Origin of the sequence: Bacillus sp. COPE52, assembly GCF_003355115.1 — a bacterium.
Classification (GTDB): domain Bacteria; phylum Bacillota; class Bacilli; order Bacillales; family Bacillaceae_G; genus Bacillus_A; species Bacillus_A toyonensis.
Genome location: NZ_CP031292.1, coordinates 5,074,328 through 5,097,658 on the forward strand (window position 1 = coordinate 5,074,328; position 23,331 = coordinate 5,097,658).

21 protein-coding genes are annotated in these 23,331 nt (G+C 37.0%); 5 read left to right on the forward strand and 16 right to left on the reverse strand.

Annotation, left to right across the window (positions count from 1 at the left end; genetic code table 11):
• Positions 1 to 93: 93 nt before the first annotated feature.
• Entirely contained in the window at positions 94 to 1,713 is a 1,620-nt protein-coding gene (locus DPQ31_RS25835) for an SWIM zinc finger family protein (protein ID WP_098657168.1), read from the forward strand.
• The gene (locus tag DPQ31_RS25840) at positions 1,697 to 4,453 is read left to right on the forward strand and encodes a DEAD/DEAH box helicase (RefSeq protein WP_208731196.1); all 2,757 of its coding nucleotides are present in this window, start codon (positions 1,697 to 1,699) and stop codon (positions 4,451 to 4,453) included. The genes DPQ31_RS25835 and DPQ31_RS25840 overlap by 17 nt, the downstream gene beginning before the upstream one ends.
• Before the next feature lie 27 nt (positions 4,454 to 4,480).
• Here the strand turns inward: DPQ31_RS25840 and DPQ31_RS25845 are convergent, their stop codons facing one another.
• Entirely contained in the window at positions 4,481 to 4,966 is a 486-nt protein-coding gene (locus DPQ31_RS25845) for a VanZ family protein (RefSeq protein WP_001080720.1), read from the reverse strand.
• Between the two features lie 110 nt (positions 4,967 to 5,076).
• On the opposite strand from DPQ31_RS25845, the gene DPQ31_RS25850 reads away from it, so the two are divergent.
• Together DPQ31_RS25850 and DPQ31_RS25855 are read left to right on the forward strand one after the other, a co-directional pair.
• Positions 5,077 to 5,301 carry a DUF1659 domain-containing protein gene (locus DPQ31_RS25850; protein WP_208731197.1) on the forward strand — a complete coding sequence of 75 codons (225 nt, stop codon included), beginning with the start codon at positions 5,077 to 5,079 and terminating at the stop codon, positions 5,299 to 5,301.
• Between the two features lie 21 nt (positions 5,302 to 5,322).
• Positions 5,323 to 5,538 carry a DUF2922 domain-containing protein gene (locus tag DPQ31_RS25855; protein ID WP_001197606.1) on the forward strand — a complete coding sequence of 72 codons (216 nt, stop codon included), beginning with the start codon at positions 5,323 to 5,325 and terminating at the stop codon, positions 5,536 to 5,538.
• Between the two features lie 173 nt (positions 5,539 to 5,711).
• Here DPQ31_RS25855 and DPQ31_RS25860 read toward each other — a convergent pair whose 3' ends face one another.
• The gene (locus DPQ31_RS25860; RefSeq protein ID WP_000731398.1) at positions 5,712 to 6,110 is read right to left on the reverse strand and encodes a DUF4359 domain-containing protein; all 399 of its coding nucleotides are present in this window, start codon (positions 6,108 to 6,110) and stop codon (positions 5,712 to 5,714) included.
• Between the two features lie 189 nt (positions 6,111 to 6,299).
• On the opposite strand from DPQ31_RS25860, the gene DPQ31_RS25865 reads away from it, so the two are divergent.
• The gene (locus DPQ31_RS25865; protein WP_001058457.1) at positions 6,300 to 6,779 is read left to right on the forward strand and encodes a competence protein ComK; all 480 of its coding nucleotides are present in this window, start codon (positions 6,300 to 6,302) and stop codon (positions 6,777 to 6,779) included.
• 81 nt (positions 6,780 to 6,860) lie between these two features.
• Here DPQ31_RS25865 and DPQ31_RS25870 read toward each other — a convergent pair whose 3' ends face one another.
• The 14 genes from DPQ31_RS25870 to galE form a co-directional block, all read right to left on the reverse strand.
• Positions 6,861 to 7,331 (reverse strand): sigma-70 family RNA polymerase sigma factor, encoded by a 471-nt coding sequence (locus DPQ31_RS25870; protein WP_000801309.1) that lies wholly within the window; start codon positions 7,329 to 7,331, stop codon positions 6,861 to 6,863.
• A 216-nt stretch (positions 7,332 to 7,547) separates the two neighbouring features.
• Entirely contained in the window at positions 7,548 to 8,246 is a 699-nt protein-coding gene (locus DPQ31_RS25875; RefSeq protein WP_098912197.1) for a YknW family membrane protein, read from the reverse strand.
• A 115-nt stretch (positions 8,247 to 8,361) separates the two neighbouring features.
• Positions 8,362 to 9,561, reverse strand: coding sequence for an ABC transporter permease (locus DPQ31_RS25880; protein ID WP_000054399.1), 1,200 nt, complete (start codon positions 9,559 to 9,561; stop codon positions 8,362 to 8,364).
• Positions 9,558 to 10,238: an ABC transporter ATP-binding protein gene (locus DPQ31_RS25885; protein WP_000631624.1), complete on the reverse strand. Its 681-nt coding sequence runs from the start codon at positions 10,236 to 10,238 to the stop codon at positions 9,558 to 9,560. The genes DPQ31_RS25880 and DPQ31_RS25885 overlap by 4 nt, the downstream gene beginning before the upstream one ends.
• The gene (locus tag DPQ31_RS25890) at positions 10,235 to 11,428 is read right to left on the reverse strand and encodes an efflux RND transporter periplasmic adaptor subunit (protein WP_208731198.1); all 1,194 of its coding nucleotides are present in this window, start codon (positions 11,426 to 11,428) and stop codon (positions 10,235 to 10,237) included. The genes DPQ31_RS25885 and DPQ31_RS25890 overlap by 4 nt, the downstream gene beginning before the upstream one ends.
• 239 nt (positions 11,429 to 11,667) lie before the next feature.
• Positions 11,668 to 13,002 carry an MFS transporter gene (locus DPQ31_RS25895; RefSeq protein WP_000477572.1) on the reverse strand — a complete coding sequence of 445 codons (1,335 nt, stop codon included), beginning with the start codon at positions 13,000 to 13,002 and terminating at the stop codon, positions 11,668 to 11,670.
• A gap of 19 nt (positions 13,003 to 13,021) precedes the next feature.
• Positions 13,022 to 14,056, reverse strand: coding sequence for an ABC transporter substrate-binding protein (locus tag DPQ31_RS25900; RefSeq protein ID WP_098912472.1), 1,035 nt, complete (start codon positions 14,054 to 14,056; stop codon positions 13,022 to 13,024).
• Positions 14,053 to 14,835, reverse strand: coding sequence for a DUF3919 family protein (locus DPQ31_RS25905; protein ID WP_000826601.1), 783 nt, complete (start codon positions 14,833 to 14,835; stop codon positions 14,053 to 14,055). Before DPQ31_RS25905 ends, DPQ31_RS25900 begins: the two co-directional genes overlap by 4 nt.
• A gap of 66 nt (positions 14,836 to 14,901) precedes the next feature.
• Positions 14,902 to 16,332 carry a sensor histidine kinase gene (locus tag DPQ31_RS25910; protein WP_000054070.1) on the reverse strand — a complete coding sequence of 477 codons (1,431 nt, stop codon included), beginning with the start codon at positions 16,330 to 16,332 and terminating at the stop codon, positions 14,902 to 14,904.
• Between the two features lie 11 nt (positions 16,333 to 16,343).
• The gene (locus tag DPQ31_RS25915; protein WP_000699588.1) at positions 16,344 to 17,015 is read right to left on the reverse strand and encodes a response regulator transcription factor; all 672 of its coding nucleotides are present in this window, start codon (positions 17,013 to 17,015) and stop codon (positions 16,344 to 16,346) included.
• Positions 17,016 to 17,136: 121 nt separating this feature from the next.
• A complete protein-coding gene (manA, locus tag DPQ31_RS25920) occupies positions 17,137 to 18,081 on the reverse strand; it encodes a mannose-6-phosphate isomerase, class I (protein WP_208731199.1) in 945 nt (314 codons plus the stop codon).
• Between the two features lie 17 nt (positions 18,082 to 18,098).
• Positions 18,099 to 20,051, reverse strand: a complete 1,953-nt coding sequence (locus DPQ31_RS25925) for a PTS fructose transporter subunit IIABC (protein ID WP_208731200.1) — start codon at positions 20,049 to 20,051, stop codon at positions 18,099 to 18,101.
• A 144-nt stretch (positions 20,052 to 20,195) separates the two neighbouring features.
• Positions 20,196 to 22,142, reverse strand: a complete 1,947-nt coding sequence (locus tag DPQ31_RS25930; RefSeq protein ID WP_208731201.1) for a BglG family transcription antiterminator — start codon at positions 22,140 to 22,142, stop codon at positions 20,196 to 20,198.
• 179 nt (positions 22,143 to 22,321) lie between these two features.
• On the reverse strand, positions 22,322 to 23,314 hold the full coding sequence (gene galE / locus DPQ31_RS25935) for a UDP-glucose 4-epimerase GalE (protein WP_087950868.1): 993 nt from the start codon (positions 23,312 to 23,314) through the stop codon (positions 22,322 to 22,324).
• Positions 23,315 to 23,331: the final 17 nt, after the last annotated feature.

The following is a 23,331-nucleotide window of genomic DNA, read 5'->3' on the forward strand; positions in this document are numbered from 1 at the left end:
TTACGATATGATAATCTAAATTTCATTTTTTCTGTTTTGAGCATTTTTTGTTTATAATGGTAAAGGAAAGAAATATGTGTACGGAGGAATATTATGCTGCAACACTCAATTACGAAAGATGAAATTATGATGATTGCGAATGAGTTCGTTCAAGGACTAGATCCACAGCAAACAGCTGATCAGGAACATGTCGCTACAGCTCGGCACCTATATCGTAGTGGTGTTGTCTACAACGTTGACTTTGATGGTTACACGCTATCAGGAACTGTAGATGCTGAAGGCAGCGTATATAGCGTTCATATCCCGATTCGTAACGTCGCTGAAAGCTATTGCGATTGCTTCGCACCAACGCAATGTGAGCATATGCTCGCTGTGTTACTATCTGCAGCGTCTAGTTTCGGGCAAGTAGGAGATGTATTAACTTTATTTAAAAATAATACGAAACCTTCTCTTCCTCCTATTCGAACTGCAAGACAAGTATTGCAATCATCAGCTTTTGAAGAAACGGATTATAAAAGTTGGCAATCATATTTTGACAACGAATATGAATCATTTAAAAAAGAACAAGCTCGGCTTACTTATAAACAAATGTATTTTCTTATGAGTATTTTTACAGACTTCTATACGAAACTCGAGCGGAAAGCTCCGCGTATCATTGCGATACATGAATTGTTCAGACTACACGCGGCACTTTATTGCTTTCAAAAATTATTAGAAGAAATTCAGGCATTCGAAGTAAATAAAACGTATTCTTATCACCAACCTGTTAACGTCGTTCGCCTATTTGTGGATAAAGTGGAATCCATCGTTCGGGACCTACAATCAGAAGCGATTCCTTCAGAGTCTGAATCAATTTTACAAGAAACTGCTCGTCTCGTTCACGAAGTATTCTTCTCCACTGATGCCTATACACAGGAGAGATTTTTTATTTATCGTCACATATGGAGTGAACTGTTAAACAATAAAGATCAACTGCAAGAAGAAGAAAAACGAATTGTCACGAAAATAAATCCACTTTCCAAAGCATTAGCCTCTTCTCATCTATTCTTTTTAAATGACGAAGACCTACTAGCAATGGACTTACTAAAAAAACAGCCTGCTTCTGTTGTAAGTCTTTATTTCTATTGGTTAGAAGAGCTATTAAGCGCCATGCAGTGGGATCGCGGAAAAAACTGGCTTTCGTTTACGTATAAACAAGTAAAGAAAACCATACATGAGCACGAGGATACAATCTTCATAAAAGATATCGTTCGGTTATTTGTAATCATGTACGAAACATATGCAACGCATACAAATGAACAAGCTGGATTCGAAATGATTTTACAAGAACTATTACCGTATAGTTTCACAAACTACGAACAATACGTACTCGCGAAGAAGCAGTATCGTACATGGTCCGAACTTCATCTCTTATATGGATTTGAAGCAATTGAACTATTGAAAGAGCCATTGAAAGATATTGAAAAAGAAGCGCCAGAAGCGGCACTTCCTCTTTATCATCTTGCTGCTGTAGAGGCCATTGAAGAACGAAACCGTAAATCATATAGACGTGCAGTTCGCTACTTAAAGAAATTACGTACATTATATAAACGTTTAAAACGCACCGATGAATGGGATGCTTTCATTATTCATATCGCCAATCTACATTCACGCCTTCGTGCACTACAAGAGGAATTACGGAAAGGAAAATTAATCGATGATCAATCAAACTGAAGTAACAATTAGGCTCCAGCATGTTAGTCAAGGTTGGTTCCTTTGGGGCGAAGATGACAGCGGTACTCCATTATCCGTAACAAGTTGGAAACGAAATGCATTTACATGGCACGCCACTTCCTTCTATGGCACGTTTCTAAAAGAAGCAACCTTTGAAGGGAAACAAGGTGTTATGCTAACAAACGCACAAGCATTTGAATACATCGCAAACAAACCGATGAACTCCTTTGCACATATTCAAATGAACGATCCTATTACAGCACTTACGAAAGATGCAAATGAATTATGGGATGCCTTCGTAAGCGGTAGCTTCGTACCCGATATGGAACGTTGGTCCAAACAACCATCTTGGAAAGTTCAAAATACACCAATCGAAGATGATACATTAGCAACGCTTTTCTCAACCTCGGTAAATGAAAGTATATTGCAAGATAACCGATCAAATGACGGATGGGAAGATGCAAAGAGACTATACGAACATTACGACTTTACGAAAAGACAGCTGGAAACAGCGCTACATGAAGAAGATTGGCTTCGAAAAATCGGTTACATTGAAGATGACCTTCCCTTTACAATTGGACTAAGACTGCAAGAACCACAAGAGGAATTTGAAATGTGGAAGCTTGAAACGATTGTGGCACCAAAGCGCGGGGCACATCGCATATATGTATATGAAAACATCGATTCCTTACCGAAAAGATGGCACGATTACGAAGAGCGTATTACGGAAACGCAAGAAGGCTTTAGTAAGCTCGTACCGTGGCTAAAAGAAGAGGATACGTTCAGAAAAGAACTGTTTGAAACAGAAGCATGGAATTTCTTAACAGAAGCAAGTGACGAGTTACTTGCAGCTGGTATTACAATTTTATTACCATCATGGTGGCAAAATTTAAAAGCAGCAAAACCGAAGCTGCGTGTACAGCTGAAGCAAAGCACAGCACAAACACAATCTTTCTTCGGCATGAATACGCTCGTTAACTTTGATTGGCGCATTTCAACGAACGGAATTGATTTATCGGAAAGCGAATTTTTCGAACTCATTGAACAAAACAAACGATTATTCAATATAAATGGTCAATGGATGCGACTGGATCCAGCCTTTATTGAAGAAGTAAGAAAACTAATGAACCGTGCCGATAAATACGGACTAGAAATGAAAGATGTCCTCCAGCAACATTTATCAAACACTGCTGAAACAGAAATTGTAGAAGAAGATAGTCCGTTTACTGATATTGAAATCGAACTAGACGGATATTATGAAGAGCTATTCCAAAAGCTACTCCATATTGGAGATATTCCAAAAGTAGATGTCCCTACTTCACTAAACGCAACACTTCGTCCGTATCAGCAACACGGCATTGAATGGTTATTATATTTACGACAACTTGGATTTGGGGCATTATTAGCGGACGATATGGGACTTGGGAAAAGTATTCAAACGATCTCTTACTTACTATATGTAAAAGAAAACAAGCTCAAAACAGGTCCTGCATTAATCGTGGCGCCGACATCCGTTCTTGGAAATTGGCAAAAAGAATTTGAGCGTTTCGCACCAAATTTACGCGTTCAATTACATTATGGAAGTAACCGCGATAAGGGAGATTCATTTAAAGATTTTCTTCAATCAGCAGATGTTGTATTAACGTCTTATGCGTTAGCTCAACTTGACGAGGAAGAACTTACTTCGTTATGCTGGGACGCTGTTATTTTGGATGAAGCACAAAATATTAAGAACCCACATACGAAACAGTCGAAAGCAGTACGCAACTTGCAGGCAAATCATAAAATTGCTTTAACTGGTACACCAATGGAAAACCGACTTGCCGAGCTTTGGTCCATTTTCGACTTTATTAATCATGGATATCTTGGCAGTTTAGGACAATTCCAGCGCCGCTTCGTCACACCGATTGAAAAAGACCGTGATGAAAGAAAAATCCAACAAGTCCAACGCTTTATCTCACCATTTTTACTGCGTCGAACGAAGAAAGATCAAACAGTCGCATTAAACTTACCAGATAAACAGGAACAGAAAGCTTACTGCCCACTAACTGGTGAACAGGCTTCCTTATACGAGCAACTTGTTCAAGATACATTACAAAATGTTGAAGGGCTAAGCGGGATTGAACGTCGCGGGTTCATATTACTAATGTTGAATAAACTAAAACAAATTTGCAATCACCCTGCTCTTTATTTAAAAGAAACAGAACCGAAAGATATCGTTGAACGTTCTATGAAAACAAAAACGGTAATGGAACTAATCGAAAATATTAAAGATCAGAATGAGAGCTGTTTAATCTTTACTCAATACATCAGCATGGGAAACATGCTAAAGAGCATATTAGAGGAAACATTTTGTCAGCGCGTCCTCTTCTTAAACGGCAGTGTGCCGAAGAAAGAGCGTGATAAGATGATCGAACAGTTCCAAAACGGAACGTATGACATTTTCATCTTATCCTTAAAAGCTGGCGGAACAGGCTTAAACTTAACTGCCGCTAATCATGTCATTCACTACGATCGTTGGTGGAATCCAGCTGTAGAAAATCAAGCAACGGACCGTGCATATCGTATTGGTCAAAAACGATTCGTTCATGTTCACAAACTTATTACAACAGGAACATTAGAAGAGAAGATTGATGAAATGTTAGAACGAAAACAATCACTAAACAATGCTGTCATTACAAGTGATAGTTGGATGACTGAACTATCAACAGACGAATTAAAAGAATTACTTGGTGTATAAACAAAAGGAGCAAATCTCGAAATGAGATTAGCTCCTTTTTCTATTCCAAAACCAATTACTTATTATAATTCCTGTCAATCCGCCGCACGTATCAAGTAATGTATCTTGCCACATCGGTGTACGGTCTCCCGTAAACCATTGATGGATTTCATCCAATGTTGCATACCCTGCAACGAAAAGAAGGGCATATATAAAGCATCTTTTTCTCGAACAACCCGATCGATGAAAAGCATAATACGTCAAAGAACCGAGCATGAAGAACACCATAAAATGAGCACCTTTACGAAGGAAAAATTCAACAAATCCGCCCACACCTTTATTTGCAATACTAACAGGTGTACCTCCACCATAATCGATAGATACCCACGAAAAATGCTCTTTCACAAATTCAACATTTACATATTGTTCAATATCCGAGCGCATATCCTGTTTTTTATATGGTTGTGCTGAGGAATAGAAGATAAGCCCCATCCATAGTAATACAGGAATCCAAAATAACCATTTACGATTCATTCTTCCGAAACCCCTCTCTTAGTCTTTTAAGAGTACCAAAAAAAAGAAAAAATTTCACGCCAAAACATGACATTTGCCCCCTATTTATAAAGTGAAAGGGGGTGATACACATGGCAGTTGAAACAATTGTAATGGATTTAACTCTACGTCTTGTATTAAACAATGGATTAGATAAGAATGGAAAAACAACTTTGAAGAACAAACAATTTAAACGCGTTAAAACAAATGCAAACTTAGAGCAAGTACACAACGCAGCCCGTGCCCTTGCTTCCTTACAAGAATCATCACTTCACGCTGTACAACTTGTAAGTACTTCAGATCTTGCTAACGTATAAATAATAAGGAGGGAATAAAGCATGCAAGTACTCGAATTGATTTTCACGAAAGAAGATGGAAAAACAGTTGTTTTTTCTATCGATAAGCCCATCACACCCGTCGATGCACAAGTCGTAAATCAAGTAATGGATACCATTCTTGCGTCATCTATATTTTCATCAATTGATGAAAATACCCGAAAAAAAGGAGCCCGTCTCGTAGAAAAAAATGTATCCGAAGTTCCAATTACTCTATAAAGTAAAACTTTAATCAGTGGGGATTTTGTTCATCCCTACTGATTATTAACCTTCACCAATCGGGCATTTACAGGCAGTAAGGCTCCCAACTAACTTCTTCTCTCCAGCCGAATTTTGAGCTAGGAGTCTGACTGCCCACAAACAGCGGAATAAACGAAAAAGACGAATCTGCATTATTTTGCAGATTCGTCTTTTTTCTTCGGCATTTCAATCGGAATAAAAATCTTTGAAAAACCGACGCATACATATTTATAATTTTCTCCACCTAAATCGAAATCAGTCGTATATGTTGAGAAGAAAATATAATCATTTCGCTTTGTATAATGGTCGATTAATAATCCAACTTGTGGCTCAACATACTTTTTCGCCAACTTCTTACCTGCCGATGCTAAATCGCCAAGAAGACCCTCTTCATTTTCTTTTTGAACCTCATCTAGCTTCTTACTTACATCATTACGTTTCATAAACTGCTTCGCTGCCCAATCCGTATATTCTCCTTTACTCGGATTACTATTCGCTAAATAAACTAGGAGAACAACAGCTAGAACTATAATAATATACTTTTTCTTCATGCTATATCACCGCCTATTCTTTTCTATTTTCATATATATGTACAAGCGATGCAAATTAGAAAGACTATCATCTGTTGATTGTAAACGAATAACTAAAATTTACAATATAAAACAGAATATTAATAGTGACTTTACAAATTTATATATAATTATATTCAGAATAAAAATTACAAGGGAGGCATTATACTAATGAACAATGAAAATGATATTTTTATTTCTAGTTCTACAATGATGTTAGAGCCATGTAAGCACCCCTCTTACCGTACAAAAATTATCGACAGTAGCGGGAAGCACCTTTACTCCCGCCAAACCGCTCTCCAGCTCATACAGAAATCTTGTCTAACAGATGTTTATTCTACTTATCAGGGCAGACGTAATGCAGTCCAAGCAAACTTTAAATTCAAACAAAACGTTCCGATTCCAATTAATCATAAGGAATATATTTGCGCTTTTCCAACAGAATCTCCTGCTTCTCCAAACTGTATTTGGTTGTTCTACAAGCATATCCATACAATAGAGTTTTTCAAAAAAACTAAAAAAGCTAAAATTTTTTTCTCAAACGGATTTACCGTAACGATACAAATTAGTTCCCATAAGTTAAGTCAGCAATTATGGAAAGCTGGATATGTTTTATCCCAAATGAACATGCAAGATTCACTACACTCATAAAACCTCATGCCACATTTACTATCTTAAAACAAATAGAATGGAAGGTGATCTTTCTCTTATCTTCCATTCTACTTATTCTCTTTATCCCTTTACACTATCTCGCATTTTCTCAAGTGCCTGCCGGTATATCCACCTCACCTGATAATATGTCATTCCCATTTCACAGGCTATTTCTCCCATCTTTTTCCCTACAAAAAATCGTTCCGAAATAATGTGTCTCTCCCTCTTATTTAACACACTCATAAAATCCTGTGCTCTCATTCCCGTTTCTTCAGACTCAAATTGTTCATCGTACTCTCCGACGCACACATACCTCTCCTGCATTACGCATTCTTTCTTTAGTCTTTCCAATATATAACCACGTACCGTTATCACCGCATAAGCAGGAAAACTTCCTTTCCCCTCCTCATATCTTTCATACGCATACCAAAGACCGATTAAACCACATTGATAATACTCTTCATGATCTTGATAAATACTTAACTTCTTTATTTGATTTACAATCATTCCTTCATACAAAACAACCGTCTCTGTAAAAGTCGCTGGCTTCACATAGTACCTATTTCTAAAAGGTATACCTCTTTGTTATTCCGCGGTACCTTTACAATATAAAAATAAAGAAGAGACTTCACTGTGAGTAATTTCAAATACTACCGAAGGAATTTGAAATTACACTAGGCAGTATTTGAAATTTTGTTGGTGGTATTTGAAGTAAGGGCAAAAATAAAAAAGGTGACTCTAGAGAGCCACCTTTTTTGTCAGATCATATTATACAGGAATATTTGGTAATATTTTTGCCATTAACACAACAAATGCAGCTAAGAATGCCGCTTTAATAATGAATAAAACAATAATTGGAATAGCTGCTTTCACTTTACTTAATCCAGCTGTAACTTGTAATCCTAACCAAATTAAAACTAAATTCCATAAATAGAACAATTCAATTGTATTACCTATTCCATATGCAAGTGAACCTTGATCAAATAATGGTCCTAAACTTGTATACTGGGTTGCTCCACCATCTAAAATTAGGGCTATAATACCATTAATAAGTCCACCAATAATAAGAATAATATTAGTATATACAACAATCGTTAATAACTTCTTATAAGACGTATCATTTCCAAAGAACATCATAAATACTTTATAAATAGCTGCGACAAATAGCGCTCCAATCATCGCTCCAACAAAACCAGATCCAATTCCATAAATAACTTCTGATGTTATTGAACCCTTACCAGCAAGTTCACCTAATTCTTTCTGCATTTTAACCATTTCAGGTGACGTGTTCACAACATATGTTGTCAAACCACCTACAAGCCCTTGTAACAACGCAACTAAAAAGAACATACCCCAAACTTTCTCGCTCGCCTTCATTCTCTCAAACTGTAAACCAGGAGAAGTAATCATTCCAAATAATGATGGCTTCTCTCCGCCAACCTTTTGCGTATTCAAATTCGCTTCCATTATAACGCCTCCTTCTATTTATATAACCCGTTCTAACGGGCGGTTCACTTCCTCATTGTAAGAGGCTACGAACCGCCCACTAGAACGGTAATGTGTAGTTCTACTACACTATTAATTACTCATAACGTAATGCTTCAATTGGATCTAATTTCGCAGCTTTGTTTGCTGGAATTAATCCAAAAACAATACCAAGTGTCATAGAGAATAGTACTCCTCCAACGACAACTTCCCATGAAACGAGCGGTGGCCACTTCGCAAATGTGGAAACGATATATGCCCCGCCATAGCCAAGACCAATTCCGATTAAACCACCTAGAAGCGTCAACATAACTGCTTCAATTAAAAACTGTAATAAAATTTTACTACGCGTCGCTCCAAGTGCTTTACGTACTCCAATTTCGCGCGTACGTTCTGTTACAGATACGAGCATAATGTTCATAACACCAATACCACCAACGACTAGTGAAATACCAGCGATACCGCCGATGATCATTGTCATAATACCGGTCATCTTTGAAATACCTTCTTGAAGTTCTTTTAAATTCATAACTTCGTATTTACCAGTTGCATCACTCGGTTTACGACTGTTTAAGACATCTGCAGCTTTTTTACCTGCTTTTTCTAAGTTATCTACATTTTTTGCTTGAACAGAAATATTTTGAATTTCATCTTTTCCATACAGTGTCGGCCATAATGAAATTGGAATTAATGCTTCTGATGGTCCCATTCCCATAAACTCGTTATCTGATTTGTAGACACCGATAATTTGCATTGGTTGACCCTTCATTTCAATAATTTTACCGACTGGATTGGCATCCTTAAATACCTTTTCCTCCATTTGTTTACTAATCATGACAACGTTATTACCTTGATCCACATCTGATTCTTGTAAAGAACGTCCCTTTAACAACTTTACTTTATTTACTGAAAAATACTCACTGTCTAATCCAGTAATACTCACCATTTCTACTTTATCTTCAATATCAAGTGGTTCCATACTTGAATTTGTTGTTACAACATGTGAGATTTCTGGAATTTTTTTAATTTCAAAAATATCTTCTTCAGTTATTTTCGGTGCTTCTACCATCCCCATACCAAAAGGATCATTCATATCAGCACTATAATGAATCGGAACCGTTTGATTACCTGATCCAACAAATTGAGATTTCAATGCCGCTTCCCCGCCTTGCCCAATCGCAACGACGGTAATAATAGAGCCTACACCGATAATAATCCCAAGCATCGTCAAAGCCGAGCGTAGTTTATGAGCTAAAATAGACGATAAGGCAATTTTCATACTATCTAGTAAACTCATACTGCACACCTTCTATCTTCTGTAACTTTCCCGTCTCGCAGTACAATGCGGCGAGACGAATAAGCCGCTACTTCCTCTTCATGCGTAACCATAACAATTGTCGTACCTTCTGCATTAAGCTTCGTAAAAATATCCATAACTTGCTCACCAGACTTCGTATCTAGCGCACCAGTCGGCTCATCGGCCATAATGAACGTTGGGTTATTCGCAATTGCCCTTGCAATCGCTACACGTTGCTTCTGTCCACCTGATAATTCATTCGGTAAATGATGTACGCGGTCCGCTAATCCAACTTTACCTAACGCCTCTAAGGCACGCTTACGACGTTCTGCTTTCTTCACGCCACCGTATACGAGCGGAAGTTCAACATTTTCCACCGCAGAGAGACGCGGCAGTAAATTAAAATGTTGGAATACAAAGCCGATATATTCATTACGAATTAAAGCGAGCTTTGACTCGTCTGCTGTTAAGATATTCACATCATTCAGCATATATTCGCCTTCTGTTGGACGATCTAAACAACCAATAATGTTCATAAGCGTTGACTTACCGGAACCAGAAGGCCCCATAATCGAAACAAACTCACCACTCTGAATCGTTAAACTAATACCATGCAAAATCGGTACCGCAAGCTTCCCTTGATAATACGTCTTAGCAATATTATTTAGCGTAATCATTTCTCTTTCACTTCCATTCCGTCATACACGTTGTCGGAAGGATTTTTAACCACCTTTTGCCCCACTGTTACGCCTTCAGTAATCTCTGTCCAATCTCCATCAGTAGCACCTTTTTTCACATTTTGTTTACGAAGCTTTCCTTTTTCTTCGATATAAACAAATGCATCATCGTCTTTTTCTACAATGCTCTTACTTGGAACAGCAATCATCGTCTTATTCTCTAAGTTTACTTGTAATGAAACATGGTAACCTGGAGATAAACCGTCTTGGCTATCAAGACTTGCTTTATATGTATATTGGGACATATTTTGAGTTGCTTCACCTACACCACCAGCTTGACCCATCTCTGCACTCGTTGGGAATTCACTTACCTCTGTAATCTTACCTGTCCACTTCTTCTTATTATTTGCTTTCGCAGTTACAGTGAATGTTTGATCCTTTTGGATTTGTGACTTCTGAAGCTCTGTTAAAGTCCCTTGAACTTGGAACGGGTCTTTAGAAGCAACTTGTAAAAATGCCTTCCCTTGTCCACCTAACGCTTGAGATGAACTTTGCGCCGCATCTTTATCTAACTTTTGAACAACACCAGCAAAATTACTATAAATCGTAAGCTCTTTCTGCTTTTTATTTAACTCTTCTTTCTGTAACTTCCCTTTCTCTTTCTCAAGATCAGTTGTTTTTTGCGCTATTTCTAACTCACTTACTTGCTCTTCCATCGGATCTGTTACTTCTTTCCCAGCTCCGCTATCTTTCACCTTCTTAATTTCTTTCTTAAGCGAATCAATCTTCTTTTTCCCTTGATCATAACGCATATCTGCCATCTTCTGATCAAGCTCAGCTTGCTTCATTTGAAGATTAATCTCTTCATTATCATAAGAGAATAACTTCGTACCTTTCTCTACCTCTTGTCCCTCTTTTACCTCAATATCTTTCACTTTTCCTTTGGCCGGATCCGCATAGAAACTTTCAATATTCCCAGGCTTCACCTGACCAGAAACTAACTTCGTATTATTCAGCTTACGCTCTGTCACTTTCTCAAAACTTACAGCATCAGCCGTTGTTGATGCGCCCTTCTTCTTACCTTGCATAATAAAAATATTAACTACTGCTACAATAACAATTAGTGCAATAACTCCGATAATAATCCATTTTTTCTTCTTATTTGGAGTACGAACCGTATTTGGTAACATATTCTCTCTCCCTTTATAACTTAATAGTTTAATATAAAAAATTGTATAAAACTTTCTGAAAATATATTACATATTATTACATTATTTTTACAGAGTTTTACACATCCATTTATATTGTAACAAAAATTCCAATGATTAGAAATATGACATCTTGTCTTTTAAGATAGATTTAAGGAAATATTATATTATATAGAAAAAGCTATCCAATATAAAAATTGAATAGCTTTTCAAACAAAATATTACGCCGCTTTAGGATCTTTTCTCTCATGTCCACGTTGAACGATGAACAAGAAGACTGTTGATAAAATCGCACCTGTTAATAGTAAGATAAAGCAACCATCCCAGCCAGAACGATCAACAATAACACCAATTGCTGCGTTTGCTACAAGACTTCCGCCCACATAACCGAACAGACCACACATACCAACTGTCGTACCTACCGCAAATTTCGGTACTAATTCCATCGCACTTAAACCGATTAAGAACTGTGGTACGTAAATTAAACATCCGATAATAGAAACTGCAATACTTACAACAAGTACGCTAGTTGCTTGCCAATATACAAACGTACCAATAACAACTCCAACCATACTAATAATACACAATGGCATACGTTTCCCTTTAAATAATTTATCACTTAAAAGACCAACGATTAATGAACTTGGAATTGCCATACCTTCAAAGATTGCATATGCTGCATGTGCTTCATTTTTTGAAAAACCTTTAACTGTCGTTAAATAAAGTGGAACCCAGTTAATAACACCGAAACGAATTAAATAAACAAATGCATTCGCAATACATAAGAACCATACAAATTTATTTTTTACTACATATTTCATTAAAATCTCTTTTGGTGACATCTTGTTAGCATTATCTGCTTTTTCAAGATTTTCATAGTCATTACGATACTCATCAATTGGAGGAAGACCTTCAGACTCTGGTGTATCCTTCGCATTGATCCAAACAAGAACTGAAATTACCATTGCGATAATCGCTGGGAAAATAAACACGCCGCCTTGCCAATGACTTTCACCGAAAATACCTACACCAATTCCGACAAGTGGTGGCACAAGCATTCCGCCAACGTTATGTGAAATATTCCAAATACCTGTTTTCGTACCGCGTTCTTTCTTTGAGAACCATTTCGTCATAACGATACTACAAGGTGGTGCTCCCATACCTTGTACAATACCGTTGAGGACAAGTAATGTAACAATCATTCCAAATGAAGATGCAAACCCGAAACAAATATTTACAAGCCCTGATAAGAATAATCCGACTGCGATAAAGCGCTGGGCAAAAGCTTTATCTGATAAATTCCCCATAAAGAACTTACTAAACCCATAAACAATCGCCATTACTGAACCTAGTAGTCCAATTTCAGCTGTACTAAAACCATATTCTTGTACTAAATACGTACTTGATAACGTAAAGTTACTGCGTACTAAATAATAAGCAGCATATCCAACAGAGATTCCGATTAGCACACGAATACGTAGTAACGTATATACTTTCGCGATCATATCCGCTGGTAATCTCTCAATTGCAGGTGCTGGCTTAAGCCATTTAAACATATACACTCGTCTCCTTTTCTCACTTTTGAGAGAGACGCTGTCTATTCCATATCTCGATTATTCCACTATTTGATATATTTTGGTTCGCCCTTCTAACCGGCTGTCCTTCTATTTCTTTCTCATTCTTCGCAAACATCGTTGGTACGCCAAACGAAACTTTTTCTAAAATGTGACCCGCTTCTTCTGATAAACAATAATCAATAAATAAATCCGCAATAATACCACTCGGTGCACGTTTTAGTTTCGAAATCGCATTGACAGACAAACCTGTTTGCTCAGGTTCGTTACTTAAAATAGGAAAGCCTCGTTTTTGAAGCATTCTCTGATCTCCCATAAAATTGATGCCTATCATATATTCACCACTTGCCACAAGTTCTGCTGGTATGTAACCATTCACTGTTACTTCTCCAACCTGTCCTGCAAGATGCTTCACATACGCCTTCGCTTCCTCTTCACCTAAAGTATCAATAAGTGATTGAAAAAACGTATATGCAGTACCCGAAACATTTGGATCTGGCATAACAATCTTTCCTGTGTACGCAGAGTTTAATAAATCTTGCCACCTGGATGGATACGGTAGGCCAAGCGGTGCTATTTCTTCGTTCCACCGCTCTTTATTAATTGCGATTGCCAATTTCTCTACTTCGTAACCGTACCAATAACCATCTTTATCTTTAACAGTTTTTGAAATACGATTCGCATGCTGGCTCGTCACAGGAATAGACAGATCTTTTTGCTTCATCATTTGATGTGCATCTACTGTACCGCCAATAATAATATCCGCTTTCGGATTTCCAGCTTCTTCTTCCACTCTTCGAAGAAGTTCTTCTGTCGAAAGACGAATAAATTCATACGTACATCCACGCGGTTTACAAAATGATGAAAGCAATGCCTCACCAACTTCCTCACGGGCCGCTACATATGCAACAAGATGACGATCATCCAAAATAGGGAGACCACTTTTATTATATTTAATAGAGGTTGTATCTCGAGAGCAACTAGACATCGCTCCTCCAATTACTAGCAAAAAGAAGAAAAAGGCTATCTTTCTCATGACGCATTCTCCTTTACGAATAACTCTGCTAGAGAGCCTTTCATATACATGACATTCCCGTTATTATCACCGAGGTATTGCACAACAAAGTACGATGGATATACAGAAATCGTAAGAATATCTTCACGCTCATTCTTTACATGCTTACCTGATTTATAAGCTGTAATATAAGCAATCGGTTCATTCTGTGATTGTAATAATTTCTGAATTTCTCCGTAATCTGTAATTTGTTTTGCGTACCGAATAGAATCAAGCATGTGCGTAAGATTGATAGTACGTACTACATTCCCTTGACGTACTATGACATCCTTTGCTGAAGCGAAGAAATCACTAATACGCTCTGGCGTGTAATACAGGCTTAACAAATACGTTTGAAATGCCGAGATCATCGGATCAGTGCCCTTCTTCCCGTATACGTTCGCCTCATACTGGAACAAGTCACCTACTGCAAAAGTACGCTTATGTCCATTCAAGTACGTTACTTCTCCAGTAAATACTTGTTCTTGGCTCTCTGCCTCTCTCGGTTCTATTCGAATTCGGTCAAAGAATGAAACAATTGTATGTAAACGAACTTCATCCGTTACAACAATTTCTCCCCACTTTTCATGTCTTACTTTCACTTCAATTGGAAGAGATTCGTTCACTCTTTGTAAAACGGCTTGTTTGTCATTCACAATTGTGATTCGATTATATGTTTGTTTCTCCACAACATAAAACAAAACAAGAGAAACAATGATACAAAAGACAAACATAAGAATTTGAAATGATAGCCTTTTCATTTCTGCCTACCTCCAAGATAAAAAAACGTTGTTTCGAAAATACCGCATAATTGTTTCATAAATGTATCATTTAACCGCTTTCAAGTTTTTTATGTCTTCCATTCGTCTTGGAAGCAAAAATGTAATAAATATCGTAGTACCAATCTCTTCACTGCTCTCAATTCGCATACTTCCGCCTTGCTTATTCATAATCTCCTGACAAATATACAAACCATAGCCGTTCCCATAACTAGAAGGAAGCATTTTCCCTCCTGGAGACCCATTCCACTCGGCAAGTACATCCTCATCTATACCGATACCATCATCATGAACAAAAACCTTCGCCTCATGCTCACTTACAATTACATTCATGCGAATTTGCGTAGCATCACTATATTTAATTGCATTATCAAGTACATTTAAAAAGATTTGCTTCGTCTTATCAAAATCCGCAACGACATGTACATCCGTTAACTCATTTATCACTTCAATCTCAAATTGCTGCAGACGAGGTTTCACAATTGAAACTGCTTCTTCTGCTAATTCTTTTATATTCACAACTGTAGGTGACACTTCAAACGTACTCGTCCCGTACTTTGAAGACTTAAGTAATTCCTCTACAAGTGATAATAGACGCTCACTTTCTACAGCTACATACCGGAGACTCTCTTGCACATCTTCCTTCGAGTGTAACTTCGGAATTAAATCAACATAACCGATAATTGCCGTAAGTGGTGTCTTCAACTCATGCGTAATACGGTCCAAGAAATCTTTCTGTTTCTCTTTTTCTTCCTTCAATTGCTTAATATGCAGTTCAATTCCATCAGCCATCGCATTAAAGGATGCTGAAAGCTGTGCAATTTCCACATACTCATTTAGCTCAATCTTACTTTCATAATCGCCATTCGCAAGCCGCTTTGCCATTTGTCTCAACTGATCAATTGGCCTATGAAGAGACCTAGCTAAACGAACCGCAAAGAAAATACCTGCAGCCACTAAACAAAGAGATGTCATTAAAAAAGTCCAGCTCACATTTGTTAAAACTTCCTTCTCACCCGTTAACTCATCTATAAAACGAATACTCCCAATGACATCGTTTCCATAATAAACCGGGCTTGAAAACAAAAGAATGGGTGCTGGCTCTCCTTCCGCAAAAACATAAGCTTTCTTACCCTTCAAAGAACTCTCAATATCAATATTTCGATGAAGTAACGCTCCTTTTTGTGTATCTGCAACAACATCTCCATTCTTTCCTATCATCTGTACACGGACATCCATCCGCTTTGCTAAGTACGAAGCAATTAAAAGCGAATTCGGACCTAACGTCTCAATTTCTGCTTCTTTCTCTAAATAATTCATCGTATAAATTTGTGCCTCTACACTTAACTTCTCAAGAGAATCTGCTGCATTATGATACATATTCTTCTCTAGTGAAATATAAACAACCGTATACAAAAGAAAAAGAATTGGAATCAACAATCCAACTATTCCAAATACCATATTCCGTTTTAACGACATATCATCACCACTTAACAATCCAGCTTATAGCCAACGCCATAAATTGTTTTAATATATTCTCCGCTCGTACCAAGCTTCTTACGTAATCTTTGCACCATAATATCAACCGCTCTCGTATTTCCGATATACTCAAAGCCCCACACTTTCTCGAGTAACTCATCTCTCATAAATACACGCTGTGGATTTGAAACAAACAGCTGACATAAATTAAATTCTCGGTACGTTAACTGAATCTCTTGTCCACTAACATGTAATTTTCTTTCCTTAGGACAAATTATTAACTCTCCAGCTCGAATTACTTCGTGGCTTGCCGTAACCTCTTCCTTCTTCACACGCCGACTCATATTCTTCACACGAAGAATGAGCTCCGCATAATTGAAAGGCTTCGTTACATAATCATCCGCACCGAGTTGCAAGCCGAGCAATTTATCATTCATCTGACTCTTTGCAGTTAACATGAGTACTGGAATATCTCTATCCTTCTCACGGAACAAGCGAAGTAACTCATACCCATCTGTATCTGGAAGCATAACATCCAAAATTAATACATCCGGTCCTTCCTTCCACTTCTCTAGCGCTTCTCTACCATCGGCCGCTACTAATACTTCATATCCTTCCATCTCTAACTGCATTCGAATCAAATTACGAATACTCGATTCATCATCAACTACAAGTATTTTCATCCTTATCCTCCTTCCATCCTGTATTATAGTACAGTTTAGTATAGCAAAAATCATACAAAAAAAGAGAGGATATTGTCGAACATATTTTGTCGACGATACTCTCTCCCGTTATATTTCTCTCTTACACGCTTGCAATAATAAATTCAGCACGTCCTACAACTCTATATTCCCCAAAATCACTTGGTAATATGAGATGGTCCCCTTGCTCAAATCGATACTTTTCAGTTCCATGTACCAACTCTCCTTCTCCATCTATTACACTTAAAAGGAGAAATGAATTTTTTTGCGTTAAGTTAGCCACTCCATCTAACTCCCATTTTTCCACTAAAAAGTAAGGACACTCAATAAACTTTGTTACATGTAAATCTTCTATTTCTTCATATTGAACAGCTTGTTGATGTGAAACAAATGGTGTTTCTATTACTTCCATGCTTTTCTCAAGATGAAGTTCACGTAATTTCCCCTCTGAATCTCTTCTATTATAATCGTATAATCGATAAGTAGTATCAGAGTTTTGTTGCGTTTCTAATATTAAAATACCCTCACCAATTGCATGAACTGTTCCGCTTGGAACAAAGAAGAAATCACCCCGTTTCACTTTTACACGTTGTAATAGCTTGTCCCATCCTTCTTGTTCAACCATATCTACTAGTTCATCCTTTGTCTTTGCATGATGCCCATAAATAATCTCAGCACCTTCTTTACAATCAATAACATACCAGCATTCAGTTTTTCCTAACTCACCATTTTCATTTATACGTGCATACTCATCATTTGGATGTACTTGAACAGATAAGTCACGACTTGCATCTAAAATTTTTGTAAGAAGAGGGAAACGATCCCCCTCGATATTTCCAAATAATTCTCGATGATTACTCCACAATTCCCCTAAAGATAAACCTTTATACTTTCCATTCTTAACTACACTTTGTCCGTTCTGATGTGCAGCAAACGCCCAACATTCTCCCGTTTGTTCTGATGGTATTTCATATCCGAAAGAAGTTAATTTCGTACCACCCCAAATTCTTTCTTTAAAAATGGGTGCAAAAAATAACGGTTCTGTCATGATTAAAATCCTCCATTTTATACGATGTCATCTAATAACTTATGTGCTTCTTCCTTCGTTTGGACAGATATTAATCTCTCTCTATAACTATCATCCATAAGTTTTCTTGAAAGCATTTGAAGAATCTTCAAGTGCTCATTTCCTTCACTCTCTTTTGGAACTGCAATCATAAATATTAATTTTGCATCTGTCCCGTCTAAGCTTTTCCAATCTACTCCCGATTGTTTAATTCCAAATACAACACTCGGTTTTTTTACTGCATCCGATTTCCCATGAGGAATCGCAATATTCATTCCAATACCTGTAGTACTCTCTGCTTCACGATTCATAATAGCTTGCTTAAATTCCGAATCAGAATGTAAAGCACCTACAGCATTTAATTTCCCAATCATTTCATCAATAATATCGTCACGTGTCTCTCCTACTAAGTTAATATCAATAAGCTCAAGATTCGTTATATCTGTTAACTTCTGAATTTCAACCTTTTCAGCTTTCTTTTCAATTACTTGCTCTTGAACCCTCGCTACTTCCTTTGTTGCTGACACTTCTTTCATTTCTTCTAATTCTTGTTTTTCTTCAACTTTTGAAATGTCTTTCTTTAACACATTTACAATAACTGCTGTGACAAGAGAACCTGCAATAATAGCAACAAAGAACATAAATACGTTATCTACCGCCCCTAGTACCGCAACAATCGGTCCACCATGTGCTACTCTATCTCCTACATTACCAATCATTGCAATAACAGCACCTGTCATTGAACCAGCCATAATACTTGGAATAACACGTAATGGATCCTGCGCTGCAAAAGGAATCGCTCCTTCTGTAATACCGAATAGGCCCATCGTAAATGAGGCTTTCCCCATTTCCTTTTCAGACTCTTGGAACTTTCTTTTTCCTATAAATGTAGCAAGTCCCATCCCAATTGGAGGAATACAAATTGCAGCTGCAATCGGCCCCATAATTTCATAATTTCCTTCTCCAATCATTGCAGAACCAAATAAGAATGCCACTTTATTTACTGGACCACCCATATCGAATGAAATCATTGCACCTAAGATTAATGCTAAAAGAATTGAACTTGAACCTTGCATACCAGCTAACCAAGCTGTTAACGATTCAAATACTTGTGCTACAGGAGCACCGATAATAAATACAAATGCTAAGCCGACAATAAGTGATGTAAATACTGGAATAATAATAATTGGCATAATTGGTTGAATCGCTTTTGGCACTTTTAACTTTTTAATTCCTAAAGCTACATAACCAGCTAAGAAACCTGCGATAATTCCACCTAGGAAACCAGCCCCACTCTCACTACCATAGAAACTTCCTGTCGCTGCGATATATCCGCCAATCATACCAGGAACAAGTCCAGGTTTATCAGCTATACTGTAAGCAATATAACCAGCTAGAATTGGAACCATAAATGAAAATGACGCTCCGCCTATTTGCTCAATTGTTTTCCAAAAAGAACCTTCTGGTATTACTAAACCACCAGGAGTTTTCTCACCGCCAAGTGTTAATGCAATTGCAATTAATAATCCACCTACAACAATGAAAGGAACCATGAATGATACACCATTCATTAAATGACGGTATATAGGATTTTGTTTTTTCCCTTGCGAGTCATCCCTTGCTTCTTTCACATCTGAATGATAAACAGGAACATTACCATCTACTACTTTTTGGATTAGTTCCTCTGGTTTACGAATACCATCCTTAACTCCTACAACTAGTAACTTTTTACCTATGAATCTATCTTTATTTACAACCCGATCTGCAGCTATAATGATGCCATCTGCTTCACGAATCTCCTGATCAGTAAGCTCATTTTCAACACCTATACCACCTTGTGTTTCAACTTTCATTTCAATCCCTAATTTATCTGCTACTTTTTGTAAATTTTCTGCAGCCATATATGTATGGGCAATCCCATTTGGACACGATGTAATTGCTAGTACTTTCATTTTAATCCTCCTCCACCCTTATGTAAGCGCCTACAAATAATATATATCAATATCCGACCCATAAAAGTTTTCTTTTTTACCGTAACTTCCGGAAAAAACATTATTTTACCGGAGTAAACAAAAAAGTAAGGCTTCTCGCCTTACTTATTCATACCTTAAATAAGATAAAAACTTCATTATATTTGTTTCCTTTACAAGTTTCTGAACAAAAACAGGTTGTTCACTTATAAAAGATAACTCGTGAAATAATTGTTTCGTCAATTCCTTACCATCGCTCTTAACCGCCAACATAAATACGAGCGATACCTTCTCTACTCCCCAATCCAACGGCTCCCTAAGCGTAGCAACTGCGATTACGGATTGTTTAATTAGCTTAGGGCTTCCATGTGGAATGGCGACTCCTGCTCCAATTGTCGTTGCTGACATCCTATCTCTAGCAATCGCATTTTCAATATACGCTTCTTCTACATATCCCTTTTCATAAAGAGATCTTGCTAATCTTTCAATTAATTCGTAACGATGTTCTACTTCTTGTTGTAAAAAGACCAAAAAAGGAGTCGTGTAATTCAATAACACAAAATCCTTTTTTACATTAGACGATAGTTCATCTAATTTCTTCATAAAGTCCTCTAATTTACTCTCTTCACTCCGCTCTAATAAAGGAGATACAACAAAATGAGGAATCTTTAACTGAGGAAGATTGATCGTGGAAATGATAAACTCTACCTTTTTATTTTTCATTAAGTACTCTTCTAAATCGGACTTTGCGATACAATCCATCACATGAATATATCGGAATTTCCTTTCAATTTTTGTCCTTAATAATTGCGACATCCCTATCCCCATATGACAAACAATAATTACATTTTTTGATACCTTTTCGTCATTCAAACGCTCCATTGCTGCCTGAAAATGCAAAGTAAGATAAGCAGCTTCCTCCTCAGGAATTTGTAAACTTAATAATTGATTCATATCATCCAGCTCATGGATTAACATATCAAACATATACGGATACATTCGCTTAATTTCATGAAGCATTGGATTCGAGACAGAAAGATTATATTGCAAACGATTTAATGTCGTATACAAGTGCATCTGTAATCCCTCTAATAAAAATGTATCCTTCTCGAAATCGATTTCATTCAACCTAGACATACGATCTATTAAATGTAATACAACTTGTGAAAGCACAGGACTACTCATATTTAACTTACTTTTTTCCCATTCACCTTGATAGCGAAATTTCCCACCTAAAATATGAATGGCTAAATAAGCTACCTCTTCTTCAGTAAAATGGACTGTAAATACAAATTCTAACCTTGTCAAAAAATCTAATGTCCATCCATACTCTTTCGTCTCTTGTACAATTTTTAAATCTTCTTTAGACATTGAAATTGGTTGTTTTAACTTCATCCTCCGTACCATAATCAACGTATGTAATAAAAGATTTTCTAATGTATCATCTGTAAAAAATGTATCATATCTCTTTTGTAACGCTTTCAATTCACTTATTACAAATTCAATTTCATGATACAAAAATTGCTTTTTAATAAATTGATTCATTAATTCCCGATTACGAATTAAATCTGATAGTTTTGCTAATGCTTTCCTCTTACTTCTTTCATCGCCCTCTATCGTTAATCCGATCCTCTGCTTTAAAATTAACTTTAATCCCAATGCCTCAAGCCAATTTTCAATTCTATCTAAATCTTTCTTAACCGTAGCCCTATTAACAAAATACTTTTCAGCAAGCTCCTGCACCGTAACCGGCTTAACACTCATCAACAAGCTATAAGCAACTTGCAACACTCTCTCCTCATCTGATTTATAGCTTACATCCTGCCTTACAGCATACAACCTATTAAACAAACTCGCCTTATCATAATCCTTAACTTCCAAACACACACCTAAACCCGGTTTTCGAATAAGAAGAGCATCTGAATATCTTTCTAAATACTCCTCAATTACCTTAAAATCATTGCGAATCGTCTTCTCTGAACACTCTACCCTATCAGCAAGCTCCTGCACTAGCAAATACTCATTAGACTCAGATAATAAAACTTGTAAAATTTCCTGTTGCCTTTTATTCATCTGTTTCACCTGTTTCTTCTATCCTTTGTACCCAATATGTTACTAACTTAGTGCATTTATCATAACATATTAGCAGATTTCTGAATTAGGGGATTTTATTGTTTAGAATTTGTTCATTTTTACATAAACAAAAAAACTCAAAAAGTAGTCAAAACTACTTTTTGAGTTTTTAAAAATCATTACTTTTCATACCCATTAGGTTTCTTCTGATGCCAATTCCAAGCATGCTCAATGATTGTTTTCACATTTACATACTGAGGATCCCATCCTAACTTCTCTTTCGCCTTTTGAGAAGAAGCAACTAAACGTGCTGGATCTCCCGCACGACGCGGTGCTACCTCAGCAGGAATTTCATGATTTGTAACTTCACGAACTGCATCAACGATTTCTTTTACACTGAAACCATTACCGTTTCCTAAGTTATAGAAATCACTTTCTCCGCCGTTTTGTAGGTCTTTAAGCCCTAAGAAATGAGCTGCTACTAAATCTTCAACATGAATATAATCACGAATACAAGTACCATCTGGTGTATTATAATCTTCACCAAACATCATAATCTTCTCACGTTGACCTAACGCCACTTGCAATACAAGAGGAATTAAATGTGTCTCTGGACGATGATCTTCCCCAATAATACCATTTGGAGTTGCACCAGCCACGTTAAAGTATCTGAAGACCTTATATTTTAAGTTAGACGCTTGGCTATACCAATGAAGCATTTTTTCAATTGCTAATTTTGTCTCGCCATACGTATTCGTTGGATTTGTTACAGTTTCCTCAGTAATAAGATCCACATCTACTTCGCCGTAAGTTGCCGCAGTAGAAGAGAAAATGAACTTATCTACTTTAAACTCGTCCATTACTTCTAATAAACAAAGTGCGCCATACACGTTGTTGTTATAATATTGAAGAGGTTTCTCCATACTAACACCAACTAAAGAATCAGCCGCGAAATGCATAACCGCGTCAATATTTTCTTGTGTAAAGACGTCTCTTAAGAAACTTTTATCACGAAGGTCTCCTTTATAAAACTTTGCGCCTTCTGTAATGGCATCTTCATGACCTGTTTGTAAATTATCAACTACTACTACAGATAAACCTTCATCTACTAATTTTTTCACAGCGTGTGAACCGATGTAGCCAGCTCCGCCACAAACCAAAATTGAACTCATGTTATTCCTCCTACTAT

Coding starts and splice junctions, on each gene's coding strand:
- DPQ31_RS25835 (WP_098657168.1), top strand. CDS start 94: ATGCTGCAACACTCAATTACGAAAGATGAAATTATGATGATTGCGAAT.
- DPQ31_RS25840 (WP_208731196.1), top strand. CDS start 1,697: ATGATCAATCAAACTGAAGTAACAATTAGGCTCCAGCATGTTAGTCAA.
- DPQ31_RS25845 (WP_001080720.1), bottom strand. CDS start 4,966: ATGAATCGTAAATGGTTATTTTGGATTCCTGTATTACTATGGATGGGG.
- DPQ31_RS25850 (WP_208731197.1), top strand. CDS start 5,077: ATGGCAGTTGAAACAATTGTAATGGATTTAACTCTACGTCTTGTATTA.
- DPQ31_RS25855 (WP_001197606.1), top strand. CDS start 5,323: ATGCAAGTACTCGAATTGATTTTCACGAAAGAAGATGGAAAAACAGTT.
- DPQ31_RS25860 (WP_000731398.1), bottom strand. CDS start 6,110: ATGAAGAAAAAGTATATTATTATAGTTCTAGCTGTTGTTCTCCTAGTT.
- DPQ31_RS25865 (WP_001058457.1), top strand. CDS start 6,300: ATGAACAATGAAAATGATATTTTTATTTCTAGTTCTACAATGATGTTA.
- DPQ31_RS25875 (WP_098912197.1), bottom strand. CDS start 8,246: ATGGAAGCGAATTTGAATACGCAAAAGGTTGGCGGAGAGAAGCCATCA.
- DPQ31_RS25880 (WP_000054399.1), bottom strand. CDS start 9,561: ATGAGTTTACTAGATAGTATGAAAATTGCCTTATCGTCTATTTTAGCT.
- DPQ31_RS25885 (WP_000631624.1), bottom strand. CDS start 10,238: ATGATTACGCTAAATAATATTGCTAAGACGTATTATCAAGGGAAGCTT.
- DPQ31_RS25890 (WP_208731198.1), bottom strand. CDS start 11,428: ATGTTACCAAATACGGTTCGTACTCCAAATAAGAAGAAAAAATGGATT.
- DPQ31_RS25895 (WP_000477572.1), bottom strand. CDS start 13,002: ATGTTTAAATGGCTTAAGCCAGCACCTGCAATTGAGAGATTACCAGCG.
- DPQ31_RS25900 (WP_098912472.1), bottom strand. CDS start 14,056: ATGAGAAAGATAGCCTTTTTCTTCTTTTTGCTAGTAATTGGAGGAGCG.
- DPQ31_RS25905 (WP_000826601.1), bottom strand. CDS start 14,835: ATGAAAAGGCTATCATTTCAAATTCTTATGTTTGTCTTTTGTATCATT.
- DPQ31_RS25910 (WP_000054070.1), bottom strand. CDS start 16,332: ATGTCGTTAAAACGGAATATGGTATTTGGAATAGTTGGATTGTTGATT.
- DPQ31_RS25915 (WP_000699588.1), bottom strand. CDS start 17,015: ATGAAAATACTTGTAGTTGATGATGAATCGAGTATTCGTAATTTGATT.
- manA (WP_208731199.1), bottom strand. CDS start 18,081: ATGACAGAACCGTTATTTTTTGCACCCATTTTTAAAGAAAGAATTTGG.
- DPQ31_RS25925 (WP_208731200.1), bottom strand. CDS start 20,051: ATGAAAGTACTAGCAATTACATCGTGTCCAAATGGGATTGCCCATACA.
- DPQ31_RS25930 (WP_208731201.1), bottom strand. CDS start 22,142: ATGAATAAAAGGCAACAGGAAATTTTACAAGTTTTATTATCTGAGTCT.
- galE (WP_087950868.1), bottom strand. CDS start 23,314: ATGAGTTCAATTTTGGTTTGTGGCGGAGCTGGCTACATCGGTTCACAC.